Genomic DNA, 25641 nt, shown 5'->3' with positions numbered 1-25641 from the left:
ACGTAGAATGATCGAAACACGTTTGCTCAGGCAGTTCATTGCCGTGGCCGAGGAACTGCACTTCCACAAGGCTGCCATCCGCCTGCACATGGCGCAGCCGCCCCTGAGCCAAGCGATCAACCGCCTTGAAGAAAAGCTCGGCTTCAGCCTGTTCCTGCGCAACAAGCGCGGGGTCAAGCTGACCGCCGCCGGCATGGCCTTCCTGGAAACCGCCTACCGCACGCTGAAGGAACTGGAGCAAGGCATCGAGTACGCGCGCAATGTTTCCGAAGGCATCTGCGGCAAGCTGACCATCACGGCCATTTCCATCGCGTACTACGAGTCGCTGCTCACCACCTTGCGCAGGTTCCGCGAGGTCTACCCGAATGTGCGCCTGACCATCCGTGAGATGCCCTCGGCCTCCCAGGCCAAGGCCTTGTTGGCCGGCGAGGCCGACATCGGTTTCATGCGTAAACTGCCCATGCCGCCCGACACCATCGAGTCGCGGCTGTTGCTCAACGAGCAGATCATCATGGCCCTGCCCGCCAGCCACGCCAGGGCACAACAGCCCCTGGTCGACCTGCGCGACTTCGCCGAAGAGGACTTCGTGTTTACCCCGCAAGCCCTGGGCAGTGGCTACCACAGCCAGTTGATAGCCCTGTGCGAGTCGGCCGGTTTCTACCCCAAGGTGGTCCAGGAAGCGGCGCAGATCCATACCTTGATCGGCCTGGTGGCCTGTGGTTTCGGCGTGGCCCTGGTGCCCGAGTCGATCGCCTACTCCACGCTGCGCGACCGTGTGCAGTTCCGGCCGATCCGCCCGATCAAGGACCAGCCGACCCCGACCATGGGCCTGTACATGAACTGGAACACTCAAAACGCCTCGCCTGCCTTGGGCAGCTTCATCGCCATGCTCGACCAGGGCGCGCCGAAGCGCTTCAGCGACACCCTGCAGAGCCCTTTGATCCTGTAGCCCTACAGCGTCAGGCGATACTCCTGCAGCCAGATATCCAGCGCCAAGGCGGTCTCCAGGTTGTTGCGCCGCAGCTGCGAGTTGAAGTAGCCCTCGGGCTGGCGCAACTCGGCGGCCAGCCGGCCACGGTCGATGAGCTGAAATACCGGCTGGCCTGGCGCATTCAGCAACTGCCCGATGCGCGCCCGCAGGAAGCGTTCATAGGCCAGGTTGGCCGACGTCGGGTACGGGCTTTTGCGCCGCTGCAACACCGCAGGAGGCACCAGGCCGGCGCTGGCTTGCTTGAGCAACCATTTTTCCTCGCCATCCTTGCCCTTGATCGACCACGGCACGTTGTACACGTACTCCACCAAGGTGTGGTCCGTGAACGGCACCCGCACTTCGAGGCTGGCGGCCATGCTCAGGCGGTCCTTGCGGTCGAGCAGAATCGGCAGCCAACGCTGCAGGTGCATGTGGCAGATCTCGCGCATGCGCCGCTCCAGCGGGCTGTCACCCGGCAGGTGCTCGACGCTGTCCAGGGCCTGGTGATAGCAGCTGTCCTGATAGCCGGCAAAGTCGCAGACACGGTTGAACTCGGGGTTGATCAGCCCAGGCTGCAACAGCTGCATACGCGACAACCAAGGGAAGCGCGCTGTCGCCACGGCCTGCGGATCGCGGAACCAGGCATAGCCGCCAAATACCTCGTCTGCCGCTTCACCGGATATAGCCACCGTAGAGTGCGCGCGGATGGCCTTGAACAGCAGGTACAGCGAGGTATCCACGTCGCCGAAGGTTGCCGCGCTGTCATTGGCGCGGTACACCGCCAGGCGCGCCGCGTCCGCCACCAGCTCGCGGTTGTCGATCAGGATGGTCTGGTGCTGGCTGCCGATGTACTGCGCGGCAGCCAGGGCGTAAGGCTGATCGCGTTCCGGGCGAAACGCGTCACTCTGAAACTGTTCGGCCTGGCCGACGAAATCCACCGAGAACGAGTTCACCGCCCCGCCCTGCTCCGCCTGAAGCCGTTGTTGCGCCATGGCGGTGAGCAGGGTCGAGTCCAGGCCACCGGACAGCAGCGAGCAGACCGGCACATCGGCGTGCAGCTGCTCGCCCAGCGCGTTGTCGAGCAGCTCGCGGGTGCGCTCGACCGTGGTCGCCAGGTCATCCTCGTGCGCTCGGCGTTGCAGTTGCCAATAGCGGCTGATTCTGACCTGCCCATGGGGCCGCCAGGACAACCGATGCCCGGGCGGCAGTTCGCTGACCCCGCGCAACGCCGTGCGGGTAGTACCCCGGCTCAGGCTCAGGGCATCCACCAGGCCGAGCGGGTCCAGGGCGCTGGCGAAGTCGGGGTGCGCCAGCACCGCCTTGATCTCCGAGCCGAACAGCAGCCCCTGCTGGTGGCGGGCGTAGTACAGCGGCTTGACCCCCAGGCGATCACGTACCAGCAGGAAATGGCCGTCGCGCCCGTCGAACACGGCAAAGGCGAACATGCCATTGAGGTAGTCGCAGCACTGCTCGCCCCACTCCAGGTAAGCGTGCAGCACCACTTCGGTGTCGCTGCGCGTCTGAAACGTGTGCCCGGCCTGTCGCAGGCGCTCGCGCAGGGCATTGTGGTTATAGACCTCGCCGGTATACACCAGCGCCACTTCCTCACCACTGGCGAAGCGGTAGGTCATCGGCTGCACGCCACCGCTCAGGTCGATGATCGCCAGGCGCCGGTGGCCCAACAAGGCATGCCGGTGCTGCCAGCTGCCGCTGGCATCTGGCCCGCGCAGGGCCAGGGTGTCGGTCATGGCGCCGAGCACCTGGCGCTGTTGGCTCAGGTCGCGGGTGTAGTCCACCCAGCCGGTAATTGCGCACATGGCTCGCTCCTTACACCTGAAGACGGCGGGTAGGCAGCAGGCCGATCAACGCCTGCAGCCGTTTGGCGATGTCCAGCAGCTGCTGCTCGCTGTCGCGTCGGCCCATGATCTGGATGGCCAACGGCGCCTTGCCGTCGGCACTGAGGGCAACCGGCACGGTGATGGCTGGCAGGCCGCTGAAACTGGCCAGTGGGGTGAAGCCGATCTTCTGCGGGTAATCGTGATCGTCGGGTGACGGAATGGTCGAGTCACCCGGTTGCGGGTTGCGCCGGTCGAATGGCCGGTTCGGGTCCATCGGAAAGACCACGAAGTCCACCTGGGCGCTGTCGAACCAGGCATCGATGCCCGCGCGCACGGCGTCCATGCGCCCATGAATGCGCTGATAATCGCTGTCGCTCACCCCTTCACCGACCTTGAGCGCACTGAGGGTCGACCAGTGCAGTTCGCTGTCGAAGCGGCGTGCCCAGGCGGCCGAGGCCAGCCAGGCGTCACGCGCACACAGCTGCCAGGCATCGCCACGGCAGGCCCAGAGGTCAGGCATGGCGACTTCATGCGGCGCCATGCCCAGGTCGGCCAGGGCCGCTCGCGCCTGGCCCAGCATGTCGAGCATGGGCGCGCTGGTCAGTGCCGGGTCCAGGGCGTGCGCCAACAGGCCAACCCGGTAGTGCGGCTTGAGCGGTTGCTGATCACCCAGCAGCGGTGCCAGGCCCAGCATTGGCAGTAACAGGTCGAGGTCGTCGGCACTGCGAGTGACCCAACCGAGGGCGTCCATGCGTGGCGACAGCGGGAATACCCCGGCTAGGCTGGCGGCCTTCTGGGTCATGCGCAAGCCGACCATGCCGCAGTGCGATGCCGGCCAGCGCACCGAACCGAGTACATCGGTACCCAACGAAATATCGCACAGGCCCGCCGCCACGGAGACCGCAGACCCCGTACTGGACCCTGACGGGTCGATGCTCGGGAAGTGCGGGTTGCGGCAGCCTGCGCCGAACGCAATGTTCAACTCGGTGGTCGCCACCTTGCTGGTCAGCACGATGCGCGGGTCGAGGCAGGTCAGCGCCTTGGCGCTGCGCTGCGGGTAGTGACGGTAGCTGCGCAGCCCCAGACGGGTCGGCAGGCCGGCGACATCCACGGTGTCCTTGACCCCCAGCCGAAACCACGGCGCCTCGGCCGGGCGGGTGCTGGTCAGGCACCGATAGTGGCTGTCGGCATGGTCGCGCCAGGCGTCGTACTGCGCGGCCCAGTCAGCCGCCAGCGCGGGGCTGCGCTGCAGCAGTTCGAGGCGCTTGCGCAGGCTGAGGCCAAGGTATTCGGGTTGCTCGCGGCCACTGTCCAGCGGCGCACCGCAGTGGTTCAGGTAATGGGCGATGGTGTCCTGGGTATCAGCGTGGCTCATGGGTGTATTCCTTGACAGAAGTTGCGGCCGCCCACGGCTGGGGCTTGCCGGTGGCAGACAGAGGCAGATGGGCGACCCGGCGCACGGCGACCGGTCGCGGGTGGTGCGCTGGCCAGTGCGTGAACGCTTCACGCACTGCCCGCTCGGTCAACGTTGCCGAGCTGAACAGCACTTCAAACGCCTCGGCGCGCAGCGCATCGCGCACCGCCACGCAGGCCAGGGTCGGGCAGCGCAGTTGCTGGCTCAGCTCGCTGGCCACACGTGCCAGGTCGAGCCGTACCCCGTTGACCTTGATCAGGCTGCTGGCACGGCCCAGCCATTGAAAGCGTCGGGCATCCAACGCCAGCACCAGGTCATCGCAACGGTGACGGCTGGCCGGTGTCGCAGCCCCCTGCTCCCGGGCGATACGCGGGCTGCTGACTTCCAGCGGGCTCGGCGTGCCGATCGGGCTGAGCAACGTGACGTCGCCCAACAGCGTCCAGGGTTGCTCCGCGTTGCTTTGCGCATCCAGCTCGCGAACGGCCAAGGCGCCGGTTTCGGTGGCGCCCAGCAGTTCGATGAAGCGCACCTGCGGCCCGGCATGGCGCTGCACGATGGCCAAGGCGTCGGGCGGCAGCAGCGAAGCGCTGTGCACCACCAGCACCGAACGCCGTACCGACAAGCGCGCCAACAGGGTGGGCAACAGCCGCCAGGTGCTGGCAATGGCGAGGATCACACAAGGCCCGTCGCCATCGAGTTGCGGCAATACCTGCTGCTCCAGGGAGCAGGCCTGCAGCCGCGCGTTCAGCCATCGCGCGCCGACCTCGCCCAGGATCATGCCGTAGCTGTGCGTGCTCGGCGCAAATGACAGGACCTCGGTCGCGCCAGCCGCCCAGTGGCCGAGTATCAAGGCCGCCTCCTGGGTCATCTGCGCGTGGCTGCGCAGCCACTGGCGTGGCACACCGGTAGAGCCCGATGTGGTGAACAAATGGTCGCCGCTCATTCGGCGGCCTGCAGGGTCAATTGATCTTCAAGCTTCTGGGCGACGAACGTTTCCATCTTCTCCAGTGTTTCAAACCAGTAGCGGACATCGTCACTCAGGTAATCCACTTCGATTTCAAAACAGCTTTCAATGGCGGTAATGACTTCGACGGCCATCAGGCTGTCGAAACGCTCGCCAATGAAGTCGCGAAAACTGTCCTGTTTATCGATGACGTGGACCTCCTCGCCCAGTAACTGCGCCAATGCCTGACGAATACGCTGTTCAATAGATAAGTTGCTCACGGGCCTGTTGTTCCTTGTGGGTTGCCGGCATTGATAAGTCCCGCTCCCGCGCTGTAGAACACCTGTTCCGGCAGGATCGGATCGAACTGCAGATAGACAAAAGCATCCGGGTAGTGCGTGCCCAGGCAGCGGTGCAGGCCTTCTGCCAATGCCGCGTGGGCTATAGCGTCGCGCGCCACCGACAAGGTGATGCGCAGGTAGAACTGCAAGGCAGCGCCGTCACCGTCCACGGTAGGCAACGGCATGCCCGCGCTGAACACGCAGCCAGGCGCCAGCGGGTTGAAAAACACCATGCAGTGCGCTGGCTCGGCACCCAGCGCCTTGAGCTGGCGTGTGAAGGCCAGGGCCAGGCGCTTGCGTTCAATGGCCTGCAGCGGCGCGCAGGTAACAGTGATGGTCGGCATGCCTGCTCCTCACGACAACTGCAAGTTGGGCAGGCGCAGGCAATTGCCGTCGGCAAACGCCTGCAACAGGCGCCCCAGGCAGCCCGACAACGCGTCGTGCCCCTGCAGGTAGAGCGGCGACCAGGCATACCCCGGGCCGCTGCGCACCTTGTCGAGGAAGAAGCGCAGGTGCGCCAGGTCGACCGGCAACCCCAACGCTGCGGCCAACGCCACGGCCTGGTAGGTGCTGAGCAGATCAGGGATGCGCTGCCCCTGGTTGGCGAAGCCGCCCTGACGCACCTTGTGCGCGGCCAGCAGGTCGCTTGCCTGCGCGCGAATATCCCGGCCAACATGGCGCAGGCAGATCAATGCCTGCAGGCTGGCGCGCAAAGTGGCCTGCCCACGCGGGTACACGGCATAGCGGCCTTGCTGGCAGCAGCTGGCGACAAAGGCTTCGAGCTCGACAAGGTCGACACCGGCGTTGTTACCCAGTTGCTGCAGAATCGCCACCGCCGATGCAGTGGACACCAGGTCAGAACCACGCCCCTCCCAGAAACCGAAGCCACCGTCGGGGTTCTGCAGCGAGGCCAGCCAGTGTCCGACTGCCTTGCGTGCGTCGGGGCGGTCAGCGAAGGCACCGGCGGCCAGGCCCCAATTGGTGCAACGCACTTCCGCCCCACGCCCCGGCATGTACATGATCCCGGGCTCGTTCGGCATCTGGCAGCCCTCGATCCAGCGCAGCGCGTCCGCCCGCTGTGCATCCGTCAACTGCTCGCCGATCACTGCCGCCGCCGTGGTCAGCACATCAGCCGCAGCGTCGACCTGCCGATAGGTGTAACCCCCCTGCGGCAACGCCAGGGTCGTGATGAAGCTGGCGACGGCATCTGCCAGGTGTGCCACCGGCTCACCGAGCGCCTTGAGCGAGCCCACCGCACAAAAGGCGGCCCAGACATCTTCGACGTCATAGCCCTGCCAGCGCACGAAGGCGCCGCTCGGGCCACGCAGCGCCTCGATCCAGGCCACGCACTCGCCGGGCCCCAGCGGCTGCGCCTGTAATGCTGCGAGGCTGGCCGTGGCGCGGTAGGTCGCCCACAGGCAAGGCCGCTCGGCGGCTTCGCTGAAGCGAAAGCCACCGTCGTCCATCTGTTGCGCCTGCAACCAGCCGATCAACCGCGGCACGTCCCAGGCCGGCGCTGGCAGCCCTTGCCGAGCCAGCGCGCGCGCAGCCATCACGCCATAGAAGCAGGCACGGGTATCGGCCAGGTTGCGCCGGGCAAAGTCCGCCGACCAGCTCAGGCCGCCATTGCTGCACTGCAGCCCTTGCAGCCAGGCATACAAGGCATCGGGGTCGGCCACGCGGCCATCGCAAACCTCGACCAAGGTGCGCACCGCATAGTGGGTGGCCCAGACGTCTGCGGTCTGCCCCGGGCACATGGCGTAGGCGTCACCGTCGAACAGGGTATGCAGCCATTCGGCGGTCTGGGTGCCCTGCTCGATGGCAATGCCCAAGTCTTTGAGCGTTTCGCAGCAATAGAACGTGGCCCAGGCGTCGGACGGCATGCCTTTGCTCCAGGCGAAGCCAGCGTCACGGTTGCGGCGGGACTGAATGTAGGTGTGCAGGCTGGCCGTATCGACGCTGTCGAGGCGCTCGACCCAGGCCAGGCTGCGCACGGCGGCGTAGGTGCACCACAGGTCAGGCTGGCCATTGCCCAGGCCGCGCCCTTGCGCAAAGCGTGGTGCGGTCATTGCTTGCCCCCCACGAAGCGCAGGTTGGTCTTCTTCCAGCTTTTTTGCGAGCCACCACTTTTGTTGATGGCCGACAGGTTGTTGACGAACAGCACGCGGCTCCAGCGCAGGCCCATCAGCTGTTGGGAGCGCTCCAGCAGTTGCGCTTGCAGTTGGCTTTCCTGCGCGTTGTCCCAGTGCACGTCGCGCTCCAGGATCAAGGCGGCGCTGTCGTTCTGGCGGTCGATCTCGATCACGTAGCCGGTAGCGTCACAGGTGCCGTAGACCACCTCTTCGACCGCGCGAATCTCAAGGCTGACACCCGCAACCATGATGCTGTCACTGTCGCGGCCATTGATCAGCAGGCTGGGGCTGAGCTGCCCGGGCTGCCACGGCGCGGTGATGGTCACGCTGTCGCCGGTGTCCAGCCGCAGCAACGGGCGGGCATACAGGTTCAGTGGGGTGACCACGAGGCGCCCGGTAAGGCCCTCGGCGGGCGTCACCAGCCTGCCGTCGGGCAACAGCAGTTCGAAGTAGTGGGTGGCTGTGGCCAGGCGCATCTGCTGGTCTTCGCCCACGGCGGCCAAGGTGCCGGTTTCGGTGCTGCCATAGCTGGCGTCGAACACCTCGCACTGCCAGCCACGGGCCAGACGTTCACGAAACGGCTGAGTGTTGACCTCGCCCAGCAGCATGATCGAGCGCACCGACTGGGCGAAGGTGTGCAACAGGTCCCGCTGCTTGAGGTAGCGGGTCAGCTGTACCAGCACGCCGGGGGCGATGAACAGCACCGTTGGCCGGTAGGTGTCGAAGGTGTTGCACACCCGGTCCCAGTCGGTGATGCCGGTGGTGAACGGATACAGCCGCACATGGGAGACATCCAGGTACTCGCAGACATTGGCGATCAGGTCGCCGACCGGGACGATGTCCGATGGCATCAGGTTGGCCACCCGTGCACCCGGGCGCAGCACCGAGCGCCAGTGGGCGGCGACGCTGACAGCATTCCAGATGATGTCTTGTTTCAGGCGCGGGGTCGGGGTCGGCTCGCCCGTGGTGCCGGTAGTGGCGTAGTACTTGGCCGCATCGCCCAGGGCCACGGTACAGAACGCCAATGGCTGACGTTTAAGCAAGGCCTTGGCCGTCAGCGGTAATTGCTGAAACGCCGAAAAACGGTAGGGGCCTATCTCTGCGTAGTGGGCGCTGTGCTGTGCTCGCATCCAGGCTGCTTGCAACTTTCGCTCATAAAACGCGGCATCGGGGATATGCCCGACATGCTGTTGAAGTTCGCGCTCGGCGTTCTTCAATACTTCGAAATCCTTATCGCCATGAACCAACATCGACTCGCCCTCTCAAATGTGCAGCGCAGAGAATTGGCGAGCGACAGGGGGTTAGTAAAATACTTATTTCTCGGCGACGGTGAGAGTTGCCAGGTATTAATCGGCCTAAATAGGGGCTTTTACGCTCGCTGTATGTAGTCCTTTTCTGGCAAAAGCACCCGATTGGCCTTGTGTTTTGGGCGAGGTATCAGACTAAGATGTTTTTAATATTTCACATGCGTTTTTGGGGCGGTAGGAGCGCAGCGCCACAGCCGGGCGATATCACCCGCGCGCGCCTGCAGTAGCGTTGGCGCGTTGGCGCATGCCTGCTCCAGGCTCATCGGCCCGTTGACCAAGGCAAAAGCGGCGTCAATCCCATGGGCATACAGCTGCTGGTAGCCCTCCCCCAGCGTGCCGGCCAGTACAACCACCGGCACACCGTGACGCTTGGCGACCCGGGCCACGCCCATCGGCGTCTTGCCACGCAGGGTCTGGGCGTCGAAGCGTCCTTCGCCGGTCACCACCAGGTCAGCACCCTGCACCAGCGCATCGAGCCCGGCCAGCTCCGCCACCACCTCCACCCCAGGGCTGAATTGCGCGCCCATGAACGCCTTGGCCGCGAACCCCATGCCGCCTGCGGCGCCACAGCCAGGGAAGTCGCGCACATCCTCACCGCGCAACCGCGCACAGTGATCGGCAAAATGCCCCAGCGCCTGGTCCAGCGCCTGCACCTGTTGCGGGCTTGCGCCTTTCTGCGGGCCGAAGATCGCCGAGGCGCCATTGGGCCCACACAGCGGGTTGTCAACGTCAGCAGCCACTTCGACCTGCACTTCGGCCAGCCGTGGGTCCAGGTCGCTGGCATCGATGTGCGCCAGCCTTGCCAGGGCCAGGCCCCCTTCTTCCAGCGCTTTGCCATCCGCATCCAGCAGGCGCAAGCCCAGGGCGCGCAACATGCCGCTGCCACCGTCATTGGTAGCGCTGCCGCCAATTGCCAGCACGATACGCCGGGCACCAGCGGCCAACGCGGCAGCGATCAGCTCGCCAGTGCCCCAGGTGCTGCTGCGGCACGCATCACGCTGCTCGGTCGGCACCCATTGCAGGCCACTGGCCTGGGCCATCTCGATGATTGCGGTGCGGCTTTGCGCCAGCCACCCCCAACCGGCCTCGACGGTTTGCCCCAAAGGGCCACGCACGGCCAGGCGGCGAAGTTCGCCCTGGCTGGCGGCAAGAATGGCCTCCATGGTGCCTTCACCGCCATCGGCCATGGGGCATTCGACCAACTCGGCATCCGGCCACACCTCGGCCAGGCCCAGGGCAATGGCGCGGGCGACACCGGCAGCGTCGAGGCTGTCCTTGAACGAGTCGGGGGCGATGACGATCTTCATGGGGATTCTCCTGTCCAGATGAGCGGCATGCTGACAGTTGCCTGGCGAGCTGGCCTCGGTCAAATGCACAAGACAGCAGAGGCGTTGTTTGGGCAAATGCCTTCGCCCCCCCCCTCAACCGGCCGGCAGCAGTTGCAACCCCAGGTACAAACTGAGCATGCCTTCCATCCGCAGCGGGTCGACTTCGCCCAGCTCGGCGACCCGTTCCAGCCGGTAGCGCAGGCTGTTGCGGTGAATGCCCAAGGCATCGGCACAGGCCTGGCTCTGGCCATCATGGGCGCACCAGGCCCGCAAGGTGGCAATCAGCTGACCACTGGCGTCCTTGGCCCGGATGCGTTGCAGCGGTTCGAGCAGTTCATCCAGGGCATCGTCATTGCGATGGCGCCACAGCAAGGCCGGTAACCGATAGCGCTCAAGGCTGAGCAGGCGTTCGGCGGGCAGCACCTCCTGCCCATAGGCCAGCAGGTCGCGCACCCGGCGATAGCCTCGGCGCAACTGCTCCAGGCTCTGCGCCACGCAACCAAGGGCCAGGCGCTCGACCTGCCAGCCGTGGCGCTGCAGGCGCTCGAGCAGCCGCGCTTCGTCCAGCACCAAGGCTGCCGGGCGGCACCACAATAGCGACTGGCGTGCGGGGCTGACGCACCAGCTGTCCGGGTAGCGGCTGGTCAGCCAGGCCGACAAGGCTTCGGCCGTTGGCCCCGACTCCAGCTCGAACAGGCAGGGCACCCTGGGCAGCTGGGGTTTCAGGCCCAACTGCCGGGCTTCGTCGAGCAGCCTGGGTGAATCGCCACTGCCGCCCAGCAACAAGGCCAGCAAATCGTCACAACGCTGCCGCCGCCATTGCTGCTCGACCTGCAGATGGCGCTGGGCCAGGAGCATCTCGGCGGTCATGCGCACCAGCTCGCCATAGGTGCGCAACTGTTGTGGGTCGCCGGTCAGGCCCAGCACCCCCATCAGCCGCCCATCGAGCATCAGCGGCAGGTTTACCCCTGGCTGCACACCCTTGAGGCACTTTGCCGCGTCCACATCCAGCTCGACGATGCGGCCGTTGGCCAGCACCAGTTGCGCGCCTTCGTGGCGGGTGTTGATACGCTCCGGCTCGCCACTGCCAAGGATCAGCCCCTGGCTGTCCATGACATTGACGTTGCAGGGCAGGATGGCCATCGCCCGATCAACGATATCCTGCGCCAGGTCATGGTCGAGTTCGAACATTCAACGGTCCTTGGGGTGGTAGGCTTTGGTCGCGGGCACAGCAGCCCTGGCCAAGCGCTGTGCAAAAGCACAAAGACAGGCATGCCGCAGGCCCGCCAGACTCGTCAGGGCGAGCGCCGGAACAGGCGACGCGGTGACAACCATAACAACAGAGAACCCGATCATGGCACACAGCCCCGCCCCTGACCAAGGCACGGACACCACCCGCAACGCGCTGTACCGGCGCATCACCCTGCGGCTGATTCCGTTCATTTTCATCTGCTACCTGTTCAACTACCTGGACCGCGTCAACGTCGGCTTCGCCAAGCTGCAAATGCTCGACGCCCTCAACTTCAGCGAAACCGTTTACGGCCTCGGCGCCGGTATCTTTTTCATCGGCTACGTGCTCTGCGGCCTGCCGAGCAACCTGGCACTCAACCGCTTCGGCCCACGGCGCTGGATCGCGTTGATGATGATCGCCTGGGGCAGCCTCTCGACCTGCCTGCTGTTCGTCACCACACCCACCGAGTTCTACACGTTGCGCCTGCTGACTGGCGCCGCCGAAGCCGGCTTCTTCCCAGGCGTGGTGCTGTACCTCTCGCGCTGGTTCCCGGCCGACCGCCGTGGCCGCATCATGGCCCTGTTCATGTCGGCGATCCCGGTGTCGGGGCTGCTGGGCGGGCCGTTCTCCGGCTGGATCCTCGAACACTTCGCCGCTGGCCAACATGGCCTTGCCGGCTGGCAATGGATGTTTCTGATCCAGGGCGTGCCCACCGTCATCCTGGGTTTCCTGGCCATCCGCCTGCTCAGCGACGGCTACCAGAAAGCCACGTGGCTGAGCCCGGCCGAGCGCCAGCTGATCGAGGCCGACCTCAAGGCCGACGCCGCCAGCAAACCCGCCACCAGCGGTGACAGCGTGCTCGCAGTGCTGACCAACCCGCTGATCTGGACGTTCGGTTTCGTTTACTTCTGTATCCAGAGCGGTGTGTACGCGATCAACTTCTGGCTGCCGTCGATCATCAAGAGCATGGGTTTCGACAACCCCTTGCTGATTGGCTGGCTGAGCGCCATTCCGTACTTGCTGGCCGGGGTGTTCATGATTGTCTGCGGGCGCTCGGCCGACCTGCGCAACGAGCGCCGCTGGCACCTTGTAGTGCCAATGCTGATGGGCGCCATCGGCTTGCTGATCGCCGTGAACTTCGCCGGCAACCCGCCGATTGCCATCCTCGGCCTGTCGATCGCCACCATGGGCGCGCTCACCGGCCTGCCAATGTTCTGGCCAATGCCTACCGCGCTGCTCAGCGCCGGTGCGGCCGTGGCCGGGCTGGCGGTGATCAACTCGGTAGGGCAGATGGCGGGCTTCCTCAGCCCGTACCTGGTCGGTTTCATCAAGGACCAGACCGGGTCCACCGATGCCGCGCTGTATTCGTTGGCGGCATTGATCGTGGTGGGTAGCCTGGTGGCCTTGCGGGTAACCCGCGCTGGCGCGCTGGCCACGGTAAAGTCCACCTAAGGCACCTGCAATGCGCCACAGCCCGTGTGGGAGCCGGCAAACCCGCCCCCACACGGTGCTTCAGAATAATGCCCCGATCGTCGGCTCGGGTCAGCATCTCAACGGCACAGGCGTCAAATGGTTCCAAAGGCCCCCTTTGGAGAAGCCTCATGACCCAGCACACCGTGGCCCGCCTCGATCAGCTCGACCCCCACCGCCCTCTGCGTGTGCAGGCCGGCAACGAAGAACTCATCCTCATCCGCCAGGGCGACCTGGTGCATGCCTACCAGGCCAACTGCCCCCATGCCGGCGCCCCGCTGGAAGAAGGCGTGATCTGCGCAGGCTTGCTGGTCTGCCCGTGGCACAAGGCGGCGTTTGCCGTGGACGAAGGCGCGGTGTGCGAACCGCCGGCACTGGCCGACCTGCGCCGCTATCGGGCGTGGGTCAAGGACGGTGAAGTCTGGGTCGATGACCAGCCGCTGCCAAAGGCCGAGCCACCACGCCACAGTGACGCGCGCTGCTTCGTCGTCATCGGTGCCGGTGCCGCAGGCTCGGCGGCGGTGGCCACGCTGCTGGCCCATGGCTTCGGTGGGCGTCTGGTCTGGCTTGACCATGAACGCCAGCCCGCCTACGACCGCACTGCGCTGAGCAAATTCGTCATCGCCGGGGAGATGCCGCCCGATGAGGTCCCGGCGCTGCTGGAGGCTGGCCAGCTGCGCGCGGGCCCGCTGGAACGGTGCTTGGGCAAGGTGCGCACACTGGACGTGAAAAAGCGCCAGATCACCCTCAGCGATGGCCACCGCATCGACTATGACGCCGCCTTGCTGGCCACTGGCGGCAAACCGCAACGCCCCGACCTGCCCGGTGTCGACCTGGCAGGGGTCATGACCCTGCGCTCACGCGAGGATGCAGCACGCCTGCTGGATGCCGCCGAGCCGGGGCAGCCTGTGGTGATCGTCGGCGACGGGTTCATTGGCCTGGAGGCGGCCTCGGCCTTGCGCAAGTATGGCGCGCAGGTGCATGTGGTCAGCCGCCACGCGGTGCCCTTGAGCAAACAGTTAGGTGAGCGTATCGGGCGCAGCATACGCGCGCTGCATGAGCGCAAGGGCGTGGTATTCCATGGTCCGACCGAGGTCGAGCGCTTCCTCGGTGAAGAACGGGTCGACGCCGTGCTGCTGGCCAATGGCGAGAAGCTGACGACGTCGTTGGTGTTGCTGGGTACCGGCGTCGCACCGGCCACTGCGTTCGTGCAGGGCGTGGAACTGGCCGAGGATCGTTCGTTACGGGTCGACGCCGAACTGCATGCCGCCGACCGCCTATGGGCCGCCGGCGACATCGCCACCTTCCCCCTCGCTGGCCGCCCGGTGCGCATCGAACACTGGCGCCTGGCCCAGCAGCATGGCGTAATCGCCGCGGCCAACATGCTGGGCGAGCAGCGTCGTTACGCGGATGTGCCGTTTTTCTGGACCTATCAGCATGGGCGCACCTATGAAGTGCTGGGGCATGCTCGGGACTGGGACCGAATCGAGTTTGTCGGCGAGCCGGAGAAAGGTGACTTCATTGCCTTGCAGTGTGTCGGGGAGCAGGTTGAAGCGGTGGTGGCCAAGGGGTATTCGGATGCCATGGCGCAGCTGTCGCAGCGGATGAAGCGGCCGTTGGGTCTGGATGAGGCACGCAAGCTGATCGGCTGAAACGCGCCTGCTTTTTTGCTTGGGTTCTTCGGGGGGGCGGATATCGAGCGCCGCGCGGGCGGCGCTCGATATCCGCCCCCCTGCAAAGCTAAAGACAAGCAACTCCCAGACCCAAAATCAGCTATGGTTTCCCCAACTCAAATAACAAGAACTTGGTAGAGCGCCCATGGCCACACCCCGCGCCAGTGAACTGGCCGCCTTCGTCGACTGCCACTTTGCCGAACGTGGCCTGACGCCAGAACCGGTGATCGCTGAATCCTGGTACCGCAGCATCAATCAGCACCACCTGGACCCCGCCCTGCGCCACGTCGACAACATCCTCAGCGCCGCTGAAATCCGCCAGCACCAAGCCCAGCACGAGGCCTACCTGGCCATCGCCAGCCAGGGCGTCAGTGGCCTGGCCAAGCGCGTGGTGGACGCTGGTTTCGCCGTGCTGCTCAGCGACGCCGACGGCATCACGCTGGCCGCCCGCCTGCCCGCCGACCCACAGCGCTACACCCGCTCCGGGCTGATCGTCGGCGCGCGCTGGGACGAGTCGATTGCCGGCACCAACGGCATCGGCACTGCCTTGGCCTCTCAGCAGGCACTGACCATCCACCGTCAGGAGCACTTCCTTGCGGCCAATGCGCGGCTCAGTTGCTCGGTGTCACCGATCTTCGATGCCCACAACCAACTGCTCGGCTGCCTAAACGCGACCTGCCTGTACAACGACGGCCCCAAGCAAGCCCAGCACCTGACCTTGCAACTGGTGACCCTGTACGCCCGGTTGATCGAGAACAGCCATTTCCGCCAGCGTTACCGCGACCGCCTGACCTTGGCCATCAAACCACGCGACGACTTCTGCGACCTGGCCGCCGAGCAACTGCTGGCACTGGACGAAAGCGGCCGGGTAATCGGCGCCAATCGGGCAGCGTTCCTGGCGCATACCGGCAAGCTGTTGGGCGTGGCCATCGAGCAACTGCTGCCCGCCACCATCGACCAGTTGCTGGACCTGACGCGCGGCGGTGCCCGTGGCACTCAACTGCGCGGTCATGAACAAGCGCACCTGCTGGATGTGGGCCTGCGCGTACCGGCCGGTTACCGCCAAGCGCCTTCTGCGCGGCCCGCGCCCACCCGCACTGCACACCCCACGCTCGAGCAACTGGCAGGCCAGGACACACAGCTGCAACAAGGCGTGAAACGCCTGCGCAAGGTGCTGGACCGAGACATCGCGATTCTTCTGAACGGCGAAACCGGCACCGGCAAAGAGGCATTCGCCCGTGCCTTGCACCAGGCTAGCCAGCGCCATGCCAAACCGTTCGTGGCGCTCAACTGTGCGGCGATACCCGAATCTCTGATCGAAAGCGAACTGTTCGGCTACCGCGCCGGCAGCTTCACCGGGGCCAACCGCAAGGGCATGAAAGGCAAGCTGGAGCAGGCCAATGGCGGCACGCTGTTCCTCGACGAGATCGGCGACATGCCGGCGCACCTGCAAACGCGCCTGCTGCGGGTGCTTGCCGAGCGCGAGCTGGTGCCGCTGGGTGCCGAAGCGCCGGTAGCACTGGACCTCCAGGTGATTTCGGCAACGCACCAGGACCTGCAGGCAATGATTGGCGACAGGCGCTTTCGCGAAGACCTCTACTACCGGTTGTGCGGGATGCGCATGACGTTGCCGGCACTGCGTGAACGCAGTGACCGGCGCGCATTGATCGAAGGGTTGTTGGCAGGGCTGCCGGGGGGCGCTGGCATGCACCTGAGCGATGAAGCGTGGCGCTGCTTGCTCGGGCACGCCTGGCCGGGGAACGTGCGGCAGTTGCTCAATGCGTTGCGTCAGGCCGTCGCGCTGGCCGAAGGTGGGCTGATCGAAGTGGCTGACCTGCCGGAGGTAGTGGCCGACCCTGCAGCGCCTGCGCGGCCAAAGGTGCTGGAGCAGCAGGTCGAGGCTGCCGAGGCGCGGCATTTGCTGGAGGTGTTGAAGCGAGAGCGCTGGAACATGAGCGCAGCGGCAGAGGCCGCGGGGGTTTCGCGGTCGACGCTGTATCGCAAGATGAAGCGATACGGCATCGTCCAGCCCAACCAGTTGGGCTGACTGAACCGGCCCCTTCCCTGGTGGCCATGCGCGAGGGCATGGGGTGAGTCAAGTTCAGAAATGTCGTACAGCCATGGCTTTGGCTGCCCTCCAAATGAGCAGCCAGAATTCATGAAGTAATCGGCAAAACGACCCGCTGACGGGAGGCCCTTTCGGACTTACAATCTGCCCGACTCAATTAGGGCCCAAACCACAAAAAGCCATGCACAACCGATTAATAGACACCAGAACGAGACCTGCAGTCGACGTTTGAGATAGAGCGGACAGTTTTTACAATCATCAGCCTCTAACCAGCCTTGGCGAACCCCCAAACTCGGCCATACCGATGCCAATGTCACGCCATGCACTATCCTCGTTCTTTCCCAAGCGAAATAGTACTCCAATATTTCAAATCATCCACTAACCCCTGGCTATTTCTAAATGCCGTGCAAAGCACATCGAAATGCCGAGTAGCGGCTATATGATAACTTATGCCTACCCCGGTGAGCCCAATAATGAAAGGCGCGAGTACAAAAGCCATTTTCAAGCTCATGGGCACATTTGAAAAATCAATCATAGCGCTCCCCAATCTCTCCCCCGCATCACTCGGCGTGATGACCCTAGCGTCTGTCAACAATCGCAGTTAAACCGAGCAGTGCTTCGCATCCACTCAAAGCAGGTGATGCGTAGACCTATACCAACACCCACGACACTCAGGGTAAATGACACTAATCCTAGCGCGATTTTTACGCCAATTGGTAGATCTGATAAGTCAATCATGAAGTACCTTTTACTCCCCAGTATCGATGTGCGTGTACATAGGTAAAGCGCCGCTTTTAAGGCGACTGCTATCCCGTAGGCGACCTACCACCGTGAGGGTTTTCTCTTATAGCTTATCGAATTCGATAAGTACCCACCCAGCCATAATCCAAAAGCCCGCTATTGCAGTACACCAGAATGAAATCTGCAGCCGACGTTTGAGGTAGGCTGGGCAATTTTTGCAATCTTCGGCATTCAACCAACCTCGACGTACCACCAGTGACGGGCAAACCGCCGCTAGCGTTACACCAGCCACTATCATGGCCCTGGTTCGAATCGATATAGTGCTCCAGTACCTTAAATCCTCAATAAGACCAGGGCTGTTCTGAAACGCCGAGCAAAGCACCTCAAAGTGACGTGAGCCGGCAATATGGTAATGAATACCCAGACCAATCAATCCTATAAGAAATGGTGCGAGAAGAAACGCAATATGCAGGCTTGCAGGCCATGTAGTTAAATCAGTCATAAAGTCTCTCGAAGATTGCCTCTCCAGATGTCTCCCCAAGCTTTTCGCCACCCTTACTAAAAGCAAAGGACCCACTACCAACGAGAACGATTCCGCAAGCAACTTTACCATACACCCCAAACGAGCAGACTAGCCGAGCAGCCTCACCCGCGATCTTTGCGCCAACTATTCCGCCAGTTAACCCACCTGAAAAGCTCCCCGTCTCGGTGAATCTAACTCTCTTACAAGCCTCAGTTTCTCCCGCCCGACACACCGCCTGAACTTTCAAATAAGAAGAACCCGCACCAAGTCCAATCGCCGCAAACCCACCATATTTTAAGTAATTCGACATCTTGGCCACCTCATCCAGGTGGGTCGCATATCCGGGTATCTGCCCCGGTACGCCTGCCTTGGTCCAATGATGCACCAGGCTTTTGGTGGAAATGCCCAGATCGCGGCGGAGTGTGTCGTAACTGCCGAGGTTCAATGTCTTGTTCAGAAAAACCTACGCGCAACTGGGCGCCCAGTTGTTCATAAAGCCCCCTGCGCTTGGCGAAGAACTCCGCACTGTTCAAGTGGCCATGCAAAACAAACTGCTGTTGGTGCAAAGTCTCAATGCCCTTCAGCGTGTCCTTGACCTGCCCCAGTCCACGCTCAAGCATGTCCTTGCCCACCCCCATCGACTGGCTGGCTCCATTGAGCACCCCGGCAATCTCGCCGATGTGCTGCATCATGAAGTTGGCTTCTTCACGCGAGAGAATCGACAGGGACTCCCTGGTCTTTTCGGCCACCATGATCAGTTCATTTTCCAGCGCACTGCATGCGTGCCCACTGCTTGGGCTGCCCAGCACAAATATCTCGCCCGCCTTGAAGCCCTCAGGGAAGGTAGGATTCAAGCGCTGCAATAACGCCACTGGCAAAGGGCTATGCGTCGCGCCAAGGCGCTCCAGCACCTGCTCGAACGACATGCTGCGTTGCACAATGTGGAAGCCAGGCTCAAGTGCAGACGATGAGCCGACGGGAAATGCGGGGTACGCCTGTGCAGGGCTTTGCCCTGATGTAGAAGCCGAGTGACGGGCGGCAGAGGCAGGCGATGTAGCCTGAGCAGAATGGCTGCCTGCTCTGTGCATGGCTGACTGCGCGATGACCCGGTTGCTGCCGTTTGGGCAATCACACTTGACCAGCGCCCCATCGACAACAGCCGGTTTACCTCCGATGACGAAAGAATTCACCCCTTCTACAATGACCCCGGCCTTCTTGCAGTTCGGGCACTCGGTCGTGGCATCGCCCAGGCGCAGCGCACGTCGGTTGTCCCCCCGGAAGTTCGTACTGCTGGCAATGCAGACCGCGCCTGTGGTGGTGATATCGCCATCCAGCGCCTGCCCTTTTCCATGTATCGATATGCGCGTCATGAGTAGCCCCCTGCCATAGAACGCTGGAAGCTAACACTGGAAAAACATGCAAAAGCCTGGGTCTGCGAAAATCAGAATTACCCTACAAGCATCGTGCAGGTACTGCCCCGTACGCCATTGATCAATCTGCTGCTGAGCAGGAAAGCACGCACACAGGTATAACACCTGTTCCGCGAATGGCCGTGCACGGTGCCTGGCTTGGGTTTTTCAGGGGGGCGAAGATCGAGCGCCGCCCGCGCGGCGCATCGCGAGCTAAGCTCGCTCCTACATTTATTTCGGGCCAGTGAGGCCTGTACCAGTTGCGCGCGACTGCCTTGTTTGTCCGACGCGATATTGAGACAGGCGCCAAGGGGCCGCGCGGCAATACCTCAGGAATAACTGGCCCGAAACAAATGTAGGAGCGAGCTTAGCTCGCGATGCGCCGCGCGGGCGGCGCTCGATCTTCGCCCCACCTCCAAACCCGAGACAAGCACCTAGCCGCCCTACTTGCCCAACATTCAGTGGGAGCGGGCTTGCCCCGCGAAGAGGCCAGCAAAGCCACCCTCTACCCTTGGATGTACACCACCTGCGTACGCATGTACTCATACAAACCATGCTTGCCATCCGCCCCGCCGACCCCGGACTTGCGCGCCCCGGCGTGGAAGCCCTGCATGGCCTCGAAATTCTCGCGGTTGATGTAGGTCTCGCCAAAGTCGATCTCGCGGCAGGCCTTCAGCGCAGCATTCAGGTCGCGGGTGTAGAGCGAAGACGTCAGCCCGTATTCGCTGTCGTTGGCCAAGGCAATCGCCTCGTCCAGGTCATCGACCACCTGGATGGGCAGCACCGGCCCGAAGATCTCTTTGCGCATGATCTCCATGTCCGACGCACAGCCCGCAAGCACAGTCGGCTGGTAATGGAACCCGGCACCCAGGTCGGCCACCTGCCCGCCGGTCACCAGTTGGGCGCCCTGCCCGACCGCCGTACGCACCATCTGCGCCACCTTGTCGAGCCCGGCCTGGTTGATCAGCGGCCCCATGTCCAGGTCGGCACGGCTCGACGGGTCGCCATAACGGGTGGCCGCCATGGCCTGGCCCACCTTGTCGACGAAGGCGTCGGCCACCTTGCGTTCCACGTACACCCGCTCGGCGCAGTTGCACACTTGGCCAGTATTGATGACCCGCGAAGCGACGATGGCGTTCACCGCCAGGTCCAGGTCGGCGTCCGCCAGCACGATCGCCGGGGCCTTGCCGCCCAGCTCAAGGTTGAGCTTGGTGATGTTCGGCGCCGCAGCAGCCATTATCCGTGCGCCGGTGGCGACGCTACCGGTAAAGCTCACAAGGTCGATGCCGGCATGGCTGGACAGCCCATGGCCGACGCTCGCCCCCTTGCCGCCGACTACGTTGAACACACCCGCCGGCAGGTCGGTCTCGGCCACCAACTTTGCGAACTCATAGCAATTGATCGGCGTTTCCTCACTGGGTTTGATCACGATAGTGTTCCCCGCCAACAACGCCGGGGCCATCTTGCGGGCGATCAAAAAGAACGGGAAGTTCCACGGCAAGATCCCAGCCACCACACCCAAGGGTTTGCGCATCAGGAAGATGTGCTCATTGGCGCGGTCGCTGGTCAGCACCTCGCCTTCCAGGCGTCGCGCCCATTCAGCCATGTAGTCGAGGTAATCGGCCGTGAAGTTGACCTCGACCTGCGCCAGCCCCGGCACCTTGCCGCCTTCCAGGGTGATGATGCGCGCCAGGCGTTCGGCATTGGCGCGTACCTTTGTCGCGATCTGGCGCAGATACCCGGCGCGCTCGATTGCAGGCTTGGCCGCCCAGCCTTTTTGCGCTTGACGCGCTGCGGCAATGGCCCGCTCCACGTGCTCCACCGGCGACTCCGGGACACGCCCCAGCAGCTGTGCGTTGGCCGGGTTGTACACCTCGATCAGTTGCTCGCTGGGCAGGAAGGCATTGTCGATGTAGTTCTGGTAGATCGTTGCAGTCATGGTCATTCACTCCTGTGGGTGGTTGTCGGCCAGTGGCGACTGGGCAGCCGGCTTGGCGCTGAACTGCTGCCAGGTACTGCCCTCGCGCTTGAGGTCATGGGCACGCTTGATGAGGTACTGGTGCACCTGTTCCACCTGCTCGGGCTTGAGGTTGTCGGCAAACGACGGCATGCCATCGGGCACGCGGCCGCCATAGAGGATGCCGAGGAACATCTGGTGTTTTTCCGCGCTGAGCTTGCGCAGGTCAGGCAGTACACCGCCGCTGACGGCATGAATGCCATGGCACTGCGAACAGTTGCCGTCGTACAGGGCAGCACCGGCGGCCACTGCGTTGGCATCAGCGGTCAGGGGTGGCGGTTCGGGCGCGTTGGCGGGCGGTGCCGGCTCACGCAACGTGGCATTACCGCCAAGCTTGTAGGTCAGCACCTGGGAGAAAGGCTGTACCCCGGCACGTAGCGACAGTGCCCCGGCAAACGTCGAGAATGCCCCGCCCCAACCGGCCATGAAGGTGACGTACTGCTCGCCATCGACCGAATAGCTGATCGGTGCCGCCATCACGCCACTGGCGGCCGGTGACTCCCAGAGTTTCTTGCCGGTGTCGGCGGCGTAGGCGATCACCCGGCCATCGGCGCTGCCTTCGAACACCAGGTTGCCGGCGGTGCTCAAGGTGCCGCCGTTGAAGATGGTGATGTAGGGCACTTCCCAGGCCGGCGCCTGTTTAACCGGGTCCCAGGCGATCAGCTTGCCGGACCAGGTCTTGGCCATCTCCAGCAGGCCTTCGGCACCCTCGGGCATCATGCCGGTGCGTAGACCGAGCTGGTATACGCTTTTGAACGGGTTGCGCTTGGGTGCGTCGGGAATGTGCTCGTAGTAGGCCGACATGATATGCGCCGGGATGTACACCAGCCCCGTGTTCGGGTTGTACGACATCGGGTGCCAATCATGAGCGCCCCAGAATGCCGGGGTCACCAGCTTGCGCTTGCCGTCCTTCCAGTAGGCCGCCGCCTCGTCGTCGAGGATGGGCCGCCCGGTCTTCATGTCGATACCCTTGGCCCAGTTCACCGGCACGATGTTCTTGGCCGACAGCAGCTCGCCAGTGGCGCGGTCGAGCACATAGAAAAAGCCATTCTTGGGTGCCTGCATCAGCACCTTGCGTTGCTTGCCGTCGATCGGCAGCTCGGCAAGGATCATGTGCTGGGTGGCGGTGAAGTCCCAGGCATCGCCCGGGGTGGTCTGGTAGTGCCAGGCGTATTCGCCCGTGTCGGCATTGACCGCGACGATCGACGACAGGAACAGGTTGTCGCCTTTGGCCTGGCTGCGCCATTTCGGGTCCCACATCGAGCCATTGCCGACGCCGATGTACAGCAGGTTCAATTCCGGGTCGTAGGCGAACGAGTCCCAGGCCGTGCCGCCACCGCCCCACTCGACGAATGCATCGCCGTGCCAGGTCTTGCTGGCGATTTCCATGGCCTTGTCTTCCGGGGGCAGCTTGGGGTCACCTGGCACGGTGAAGAAGCGCCAGGCCTGCTTGCCGGTTTCGGCGTCATAGGCCGTTACATAGCCGCGCACGCCATACTCCGCCCCACCATTGCCGATGATGACCTTGCCGTTGACCACCCGCGGCGCACCGGTGATGGTGTAGCTGCGTTTATGGTCGCCGCGGGTGTCCACCGACCAGACCCGCTTGCCGGTCTTGGCATCGATCGCCTCCAGGCGCCCGTCCAGTACGCCGACGTAGACCTTGCCCTGCCACACCGCCACGCCTCGGTTTACCGCATCGCAGCAGGCCTCACCGGCACGGTTGCGATCCGACTGCGGGTCGTATTTCCAGAGCAGCTTGCCGTTGCGGGCATCCAGCGCGTACACCACCGAAAACGGCCCCGTGGTGTACATCACCCCATCGACCACAATGGGCGTGGCCTCCACCCCACGGTCCAGGTCGAGTTTGTAGCTCCAGGCCAGGCCTAGCTGATTGACGTTGTCCTGGTTGATGGCTTTGAGGGGGCTGAAGCGTTGCTCATCGTAGGTGCGGCCGTGGCTCATCCAGTTGCCGGGTTCCTGGTCGGCGGCGATGATGCGTTTGCCATCGACGTCGGCGGCATAGGCAGGTGCGCAGCAGGCCAAGGCAAGGGCCAGGCAGCCCAGGGCGTGCGGGAAGGGCCGGCGGTGCGGGCCTGTTCGGTTCATGGTGGCTTCTCCGTTCTTGTTATGGCGACGCCATGGCAGGCGCCTGCAACAGACAGAGCAACGGTTGTGCCAGCGTCGCCCAGCCCCGTCGAAACAGCCATGCCAGAGCGGTTCGAGCGCAAACGGCCTGCGCTTGTCTGCAGGCTGTGGCTGCAGCAGCCATGGCACAGCTGATGCGGCCGTGGCACAGGTGTGTCAGCCCTTGCTGCAGGCTTTCAATGCCGCTTGGTTCTGTGTAAAACAGGCACATCAGCCCACTGCAAAGGACTTACCCGCATGATCTACCGTCCCCTCGGCCAAAGTGGCCTGCAGGTTTCCGCCCTTACCTTGGGCAGCATGATGTTCGGCGAGCAGACCAGCACCGAAGACGCCCTGCGGATCATCGAAAAAGCCTGGGATCAGGGCATCAACTTCATCGACACCGCCGATGTCTACAACGCCGGGCGCTCGGAAGAAATCGTCGGCGAAGCCGTGGCACGTCATCGCCAGGACTGGATCGTCGCCTCCAAGGTTGGTTTTGGCCCCGCCGACGGCCTGCCCAACCGCAGCGGGTTGTCGCGTAAACATGTGTTCAATGCCATCGATGCCACGTTGACGCGCATGGACCTGGACTACCTGGACATCTACTACCTGCACCGCGAGGACCACAAGGTGCCGCTGGAGGAGACCGTGCAGGCCATCGGCGACCTGCTGCGCCAGGGCAAGATCCGCTACTGGGGCGTGTCCAACTTCCGCGGCTGGCGTATTGCCGATATCTGCAACCTGGCCGAGCGCCTGGGCGTGGCCAAGCCGGTAGTGAGCCAGCCGCTGTACAACATCGTCAACCGCCAGGCAGAGCCCGAGCAACTGACCGCAGCGGCCTACCATGGCCTGGGCGTGGTGCCGTTCAGCCCCTTGGCCCGCGGCGTGCTCAGCGGCAAGTACGCACCTGGCTCGGTACCGGATGCCGGCAGCCGTGCCGGGCGCCAGGACAAGCGCATCATGGAAGTGGAGTGGCGCCAGGAGTCACTGGCCATCGCTCGCCAGATCCAGGCATACGTCGAGGCCAAGGGCGTGGGTATCGTGGAATTTGCGATTGCCTGGGTGCTCAACAACCAACAGGTCAGTTCGGCGATTGTCGGGCCCCGCACCGAAGCGCAATGGGACACCTATGCCGGGGCACTGGAAGTGAAGATCACGGCAGAGGATGAAGCGTTCATCGATTCGCTGGTGACGCCGGGGCATGCATCTACCCCAGGTTTCAATGATGTGGCGCACTTTGTCAGCGGGCGACTGGCGCGCAGTTGAAGGCAGATCGGCAAGGGGCTATGAAGCCCCTTGGCCAGCCATCGAGCAGTTAATCTAGTTCAAGGGTGGCTCGTCTTCGATGACGATGTTCACCGCATAGAACAGCCCATCTTCCCGCTGCTCGATTTCATAACTGACGTGCTGACCCTCGCGGATGATCGGGGCACCTTGGCCACCGTCCCCCATCAGAAACACAACCTCGCCAACCCCCGGTGCTACAAACTGGGGATCAACCTGTGCCAACGACATTGCGGTCAGCGACTGCGCTTTTCTGGGCATGAGCAGCACCTCCTGTTGTATCTGAATGGTCACTGTTATCAGTAGCCTGGAACAAACTATTCACGGATCACTGTAAATAATCGCCCATCGGCAGGCAGACGGCTACTAGCACTATTACTAGGTAATCCCTGTTGATCGGGCGACCTCGGCTGCTGTCCAGCCAAAACGAAAAAAGCCCCGTATCTTTCGATACGGAGCTTTTTTTACACGTTACCCAGTTGCCAGGCTTCACATCGTTCGATCAAGTACCCCGGTCAACCCGCAAGGTTGCGGGTGCCTGTTCGAACGTTGAGCCGGCTGGTACGTGTCTTACTCAGGACGCACTTGAGCGGCCTGCATGCCTTTTTGCCCTTTTTCGGCAACGAAGCTGACAGTCTGGCCTTCTTTCAGCGACTTGAAGCCGTCCGATTCAATGGCTTTGAAATGAACGAAGAGATCGTCGCCACCGCCCTGTGGGGTGATGAAGCCGAAGCCTTTTTCATCGTTGAACCATTTAACTGTACCGGTTTGTCTGTTGGACATGCTCTGAGCCCTCGATGGCTGTTTTGATGCGTTTTCCGT

Annotated in this window: 19 protein-coding genes; 5 read left to right on the top strand and 14 right to left on the bottom strand. The window is 63.4% G+C overall.

Annotated elements, in window-relative coordinates:
* Positions 1-7: 7 nt before the first annotated feature.
* A complete protein-coding gene (locus DJ563_RS06345) occupies positions 8-949 on the top strand; it encodes a LysR family transcriptional regulator (RefSeq protein ID WP_434519063.1) in 942 nt (313 codons plus the stop codon).
* 2 nt (positions 950-951) lie between these two features.
* Here the strand turns inward: DJ563_RS06345 and asnB are convergent, their stop codons facing one another.
* From asnB to DJ563_RS06300, 9 genes are all read right to left on the bottom strand, one after another.
* Positions 952-2787: an asparagine synthase (glutamine-hydrolyzing) gene (gene asnB / locus DJ563_RS06340; protein ID WP_434519062.1), complete on the bottom strand. Its 1836-nt coding sequence runs from the start codon at positions 2785-2787 to the stop codon at positions 952-954.
* Between the two features lie 10 nt (positions 2788-2797).
* The gene (locus tag DJ563_RS06335; RefSeq protein WP_274100625.1) at positions 2798-4183 is read right to left on the bottom strand and encodes an amidase family protein; all 1386 of its coding nucleotides are present in this window, start codon (positions 4181-4183) and stop codon (positions 2798-2800) included.
* On the bottom strand, positions 4170-5165 hold the full coding sequence (locus tag DJ563_RS06330; RefSeq protein ID WP_434519061.1) for an AMP-binding protein: 996 nt from the start codon (positions 5163-5165) through the stop codon (positions 4170-4172). Before DJ563_RS06330 ends, DJ563_RS06335 begins: the two co-directional genes overlap by 14 nt.
* A complete protein-coding gene (locus tag DJ563_RS06325; protein ID WP_274100564.1) occupies positions 5162-5446 on the bottom strand; it encodes an acyl carrier protein in 285 nt (94 codons plus the stop codon). The genes DJ563_RS06330 and DJ563_RS06325 overlap by 4 nt, the downstream gene beginning before the upstream one ends.
* On the bottom strand, positions 5443-5850 hold the full coding sequence (locus DJ563_RS06320) for a hypothetical protein (RefSeq protein WP_274100563.1): 408 nt from the start codon (positions 5848-5850) through the stop codon (positions 5443-5445). Before DJ563_RS06320 ends, DJ563_RS06325 begins: the two co-directional genes overlap by 4 nt.
* A 9-nt stretch (positions 5851-5859) precedes the next feature.
* A complete protein-coding gene (locus DJ563_RS06315) occupies positions 5860-7575 on the bottom strand; it encodes a prenyltransferase/squalene oxidase repeat-containing protein (protein ID WP_434519060.1) in 1716 nt (571 codons plus the stop codon).
* On the bottom strand, positions 7572-8768 hold the full coding sequence (locus DJ563_RS06310) for an AMP-binding protein (protein ID WP_434519059.1): 1197 nt from the start codon (positions 8766-8768) through the stop codon (positions 7572-7574). Before DJ563_RS06310 ends, DJ563_RS06315 begins: the two co-directional genes overlap by 4 nt.
* A gap of 323 nt (positions 8769-9091) precedes the next feature.
* Positions 9092-10252: a glycerate kinase gene (locus DJ563_RS06305; protein WP_434519058.1), complete on the bottom strand. Its 1161-nt coding sequence runs from the start codon at positions 10250-10252 to the stop codon at positions 9092-9094.
* 114 nt (positions 10253-10366) lie between these two features.
* Positions 10367-11464, bottom strand: coding sequence for a sugar diacid recognition domain-containing protein (locus DJ563_RS06300; RefSeq protein WP_033697751.1), 1098 nt, complete (start codon positions 11462-11464; stop codon positions 10367-10369).
* A gap of 163 nt (positions 11465-11627) precedes the next feature.
* Between DJ563_RS06300 and DJ563_RS06295 the strand changes: the two genes are divergently transcribed.
* The 3 genes from DJ563_RS06295 to DJ563_RS06285 all read left to right on the top strand — a co-directional run bounded on the left by DJ563_RS06295 (position 11628) and on the right by DJ563_RS06285 (position 16694).
* Complete coding sequence (locus tag DJ563_RS06295; protein WP_186653002.1) at positions 11628-12956, top strand: MFS transporter; 1329 nt, start codon at positions 11628-11630, stop codon at positions 12954-12956.
* A 149-nt stretch (positions 12957-13105) separates the two neighbouring features.
* The gene (locus DJ563_RS06290) at positions 13106-14626 is read left to right on the top strand and encodes an FAD-dependent oxidoreductase (RefSeq protein WP_434519057.1); all 1521 of its coding nucleotides are present in this window, start codon (positions 13106-13108) and stop codon (positions 14624-14626) included.
* Positions 14627-14792: 166 nt separating this feature from the next.
* Complete coding sequence (locus DJ563_RS06285) at positions 14793-16694, top strand: sigma-54-dependent Fis family transcriptional regulator (RefSeq protein ID WP_434519056.1); 1902 nt, start codon at positions 14793-14795, stop codon at positions 16692-16694.
* A gap of 1605 nt (positions 16695-18299) precedes the next feature.
* Here DJ563_RS06285 and DJ563_RS06280 read toward each other — a convergent pair.
* From DJ563_RS06280 to DJ563_RS06270, 3 genes are all read right to left on the bottom strand, one after another.
* Positions 18300-19349 carry a PAAR domain-containing protein gene (locus DJ563_RS06280; RefSeq protein ID WP_434519055.1) on the bottom strand — a complete coding sequence of 350 codons (1050 nt, stop codon included), beginning with the start codon at positions 19347-19349 and terminating at the stop codon, positions 18300-18302.
* A 544-nt stretch (positions 19350-19893) separates the two neighbouring features.
* Entirely contained in the window at positions 19894-21327 is a 1434-nt protein-coding gene (aldA, locus tag DJ563_RS06275) for an aldehyde dehydrogenase (RefSeq protein ID WP_274100662.1), read from the bottom strand.
* A gap of 6 nt (positions 21328-21333) precedes the next feature.
* Positions 21334-23514 (bottom strand): PQQ-dependent dehydrogenase, methanol/ethanol family, encoded by a 2181-nt coding sequence (locus DJ563_RS06270; RefSeq protein WP_434519054.1) that lies wholly within the window; start codon positions 23512-23514, stop codon positions 21334-21336.
* A 276-nt stretch (positions 23515-23790) separates the two neighbouring features.
* On the opposite strand from DJ563_RS06270, the gene DJ563_RS06265 reads away from it, so the two are divergent.
* The gene (locus DJ563_RS06265) at positions 23791-24801 is read left to right on the top strand and encodes an aldo/keto reductase (protein ID WP_156310278.1); all 1011 of its coding nucleotides are present in this window, start codon (positions 23791-23793) and stop codon (positions 24799-24801) included.
* A 54-nt stretch (positions 24802-24855) separates the two neighbouring features.
* On the opposite strand, the gene DJ563_RS06260 is transcribed toward DJ563_RS06265, so the two are convergent.
* Complete coding sequence (locus DJ563_RS06260; protein WP_274099713.1) at positions 24856-25080, bottom strand: hypothetical protein; 225 nt, start codon at positions 25078-25080, stop codon at positions 24856-24858.
* A 309-nt stretch (positions 25081-25389) separates the two neighbouring features.
* Complete coding sequence (locus tag DJ563_RS06255) at positions 25390-25602, bottom strand: cold-shock protein (RefSeq protein ID WP_003179963.1); 213 nt, start codon at positions 25600-25602, stop codon at positions 25390-25392.
* Between the last annotated feature and the right edge of the window lie 39 nt (positions 25603-25641).

This window comes from Pseudomonas sp. NFX1, assembly GCF_051123555.1.
Lineage (GTDB): Bacteria > Pseudomonadota > Gammaproteobacteria > Pseudomonadales > Pseudomonadaceae > Aquipseudomonas > Aquipseudomonas capeferrum.
This window is presented reverse-complemented; position numbering and strand designations above follow the sequence as displayed.

Excerpts from the sequence above, each read along its gene's own strand:
- DJ563_RS06345 (WP_434519063.1), top strand. The coding sequence starts at position 8 with ATGATCGAAACACGTTTGCTCAGGCAGTTCATTGCCGTGGCCGAGGAA.
- asnB (WP_434519062.1), bottom strand. The coding sequence starts at position 2,787 with ATGTGCGCAATTACCGGCTGGGTGGACTACACCCGCGACCTGAGCCAA.
- DJ563_RS06335 (WP_274100625.1), bottom strand. The coding sequence starts at position 4,183 with ATGAGCCACGCTGATACCCAGGACACCATCGCCCATTACCTGAACCAC.
- DJ563_RS06330 (WP_434519061.1), bottom strand. The coding sequence starts at position 5,165 with ATGAGCGGCGACCATTTGTTCACCACATCGGGCTCTACCGGTGTGCCA.
- DJ563_RS06320 (WP_274100563.1), bottom strand. The coding sequence starts at position 5,850 with ATGCCGACCATCACTGTTACCTGCGCGCCGCTGCAGGCCATTGAACGC.
- DJ563_RS06315 (WP_434519060.1), bottom strand. The coding sequence starts at position 7,575 with ATGACCGCACCACGCTTTGCGCAAGGGCGCGGCCTGGGCAATGGCCAG.
- DJ563_RS06310 (WP_434519059.1), bottom strand. The coding sequence starts at position 8,768 with ATGCGAGCACAGCACAGCGCCCACTACGCAGAGATAGGCCCCTACCGT.
- DJ563_RS06305 (WP_434519058.1), bottom strand. The coding sequence starts at position 10,252 with ATGAAGATCGTCATCGCCCCCGACTCGTTCAAGGACAGCCTCGACGCT.
- DJ563_RS06300 (WP_033697751.1), bottom strand. The coding sequence starts at position 11,464 with ATGTTCGAACTCGACCATGACCTGGCGCAGGATATCGTTGATCGGGCG.
- DJ563_RS06295 (WP_186653002.1), top strand. The coding sequence starts at position 11,628 with ATGGCACACAGCCCCGCCCCTGACCAAGGCACGGACACCACCCGCAAC.
- DJ563_RS06290 (WP_434519057.1), top strand. The coding sequence starts at position 13,106 with ATGACCCAGCACACCGTGGCCCGCCTCGATCAGCTCGACCCCCACCGC.
- DJ563_RS06285 (WP_434519056.1), top strand. The coding sequence starts at position 14,793 with ATGGCCACACCCCGCGCCAGTGAACTGGCCGCCTTCGTCGACTGCCAC.
- DJ563_RS06280 (WP_434519055.1), bottom strand. The coding sequence starts at position 19,349 with ATGACGCGCATATCGATACATGGAAAAGGGCAGGCGCTGGATGGCGAT.
- aldA (WP_274100662.1), bottom strand. The coding sequence starts at position 21,327 with ATGACTGCAACGATCTACCAGAACTACATCGACAATGCCTTCCTGCCC.
- DJ563_RS06270 (WP_434519054.1), bottom strand. The coding sequence starts at position 23,514 with ATGAACCGAACAGGCCCGCACCGCCGGCCCTTCCCGCACGCCCTGGGC.
- DJ563_RS06265 (WP_156310278.1), top strand. The coding sequence starts at position 23,791 with ATGATCTACCGTCCCCTCGGCCAAAGTGGCCTGCAGGTTTCCGCCCTT.
- DJ563_RS06260 (WP_274099713.1), bottom strand. The coding sequence starts at position 25,080 with ATGCCCAGAAAAGCGCAGTCGCTGACCGCAATGTCGTTGGCACAGGTT.
- DJ563_RS06255 (WP_003179963.1), bottom strand. The coding sequence starts at position 25,602 with ATGTCCAACAGACAAACCGGTACAGTTAAATGGTTCAACGATGAAAAA.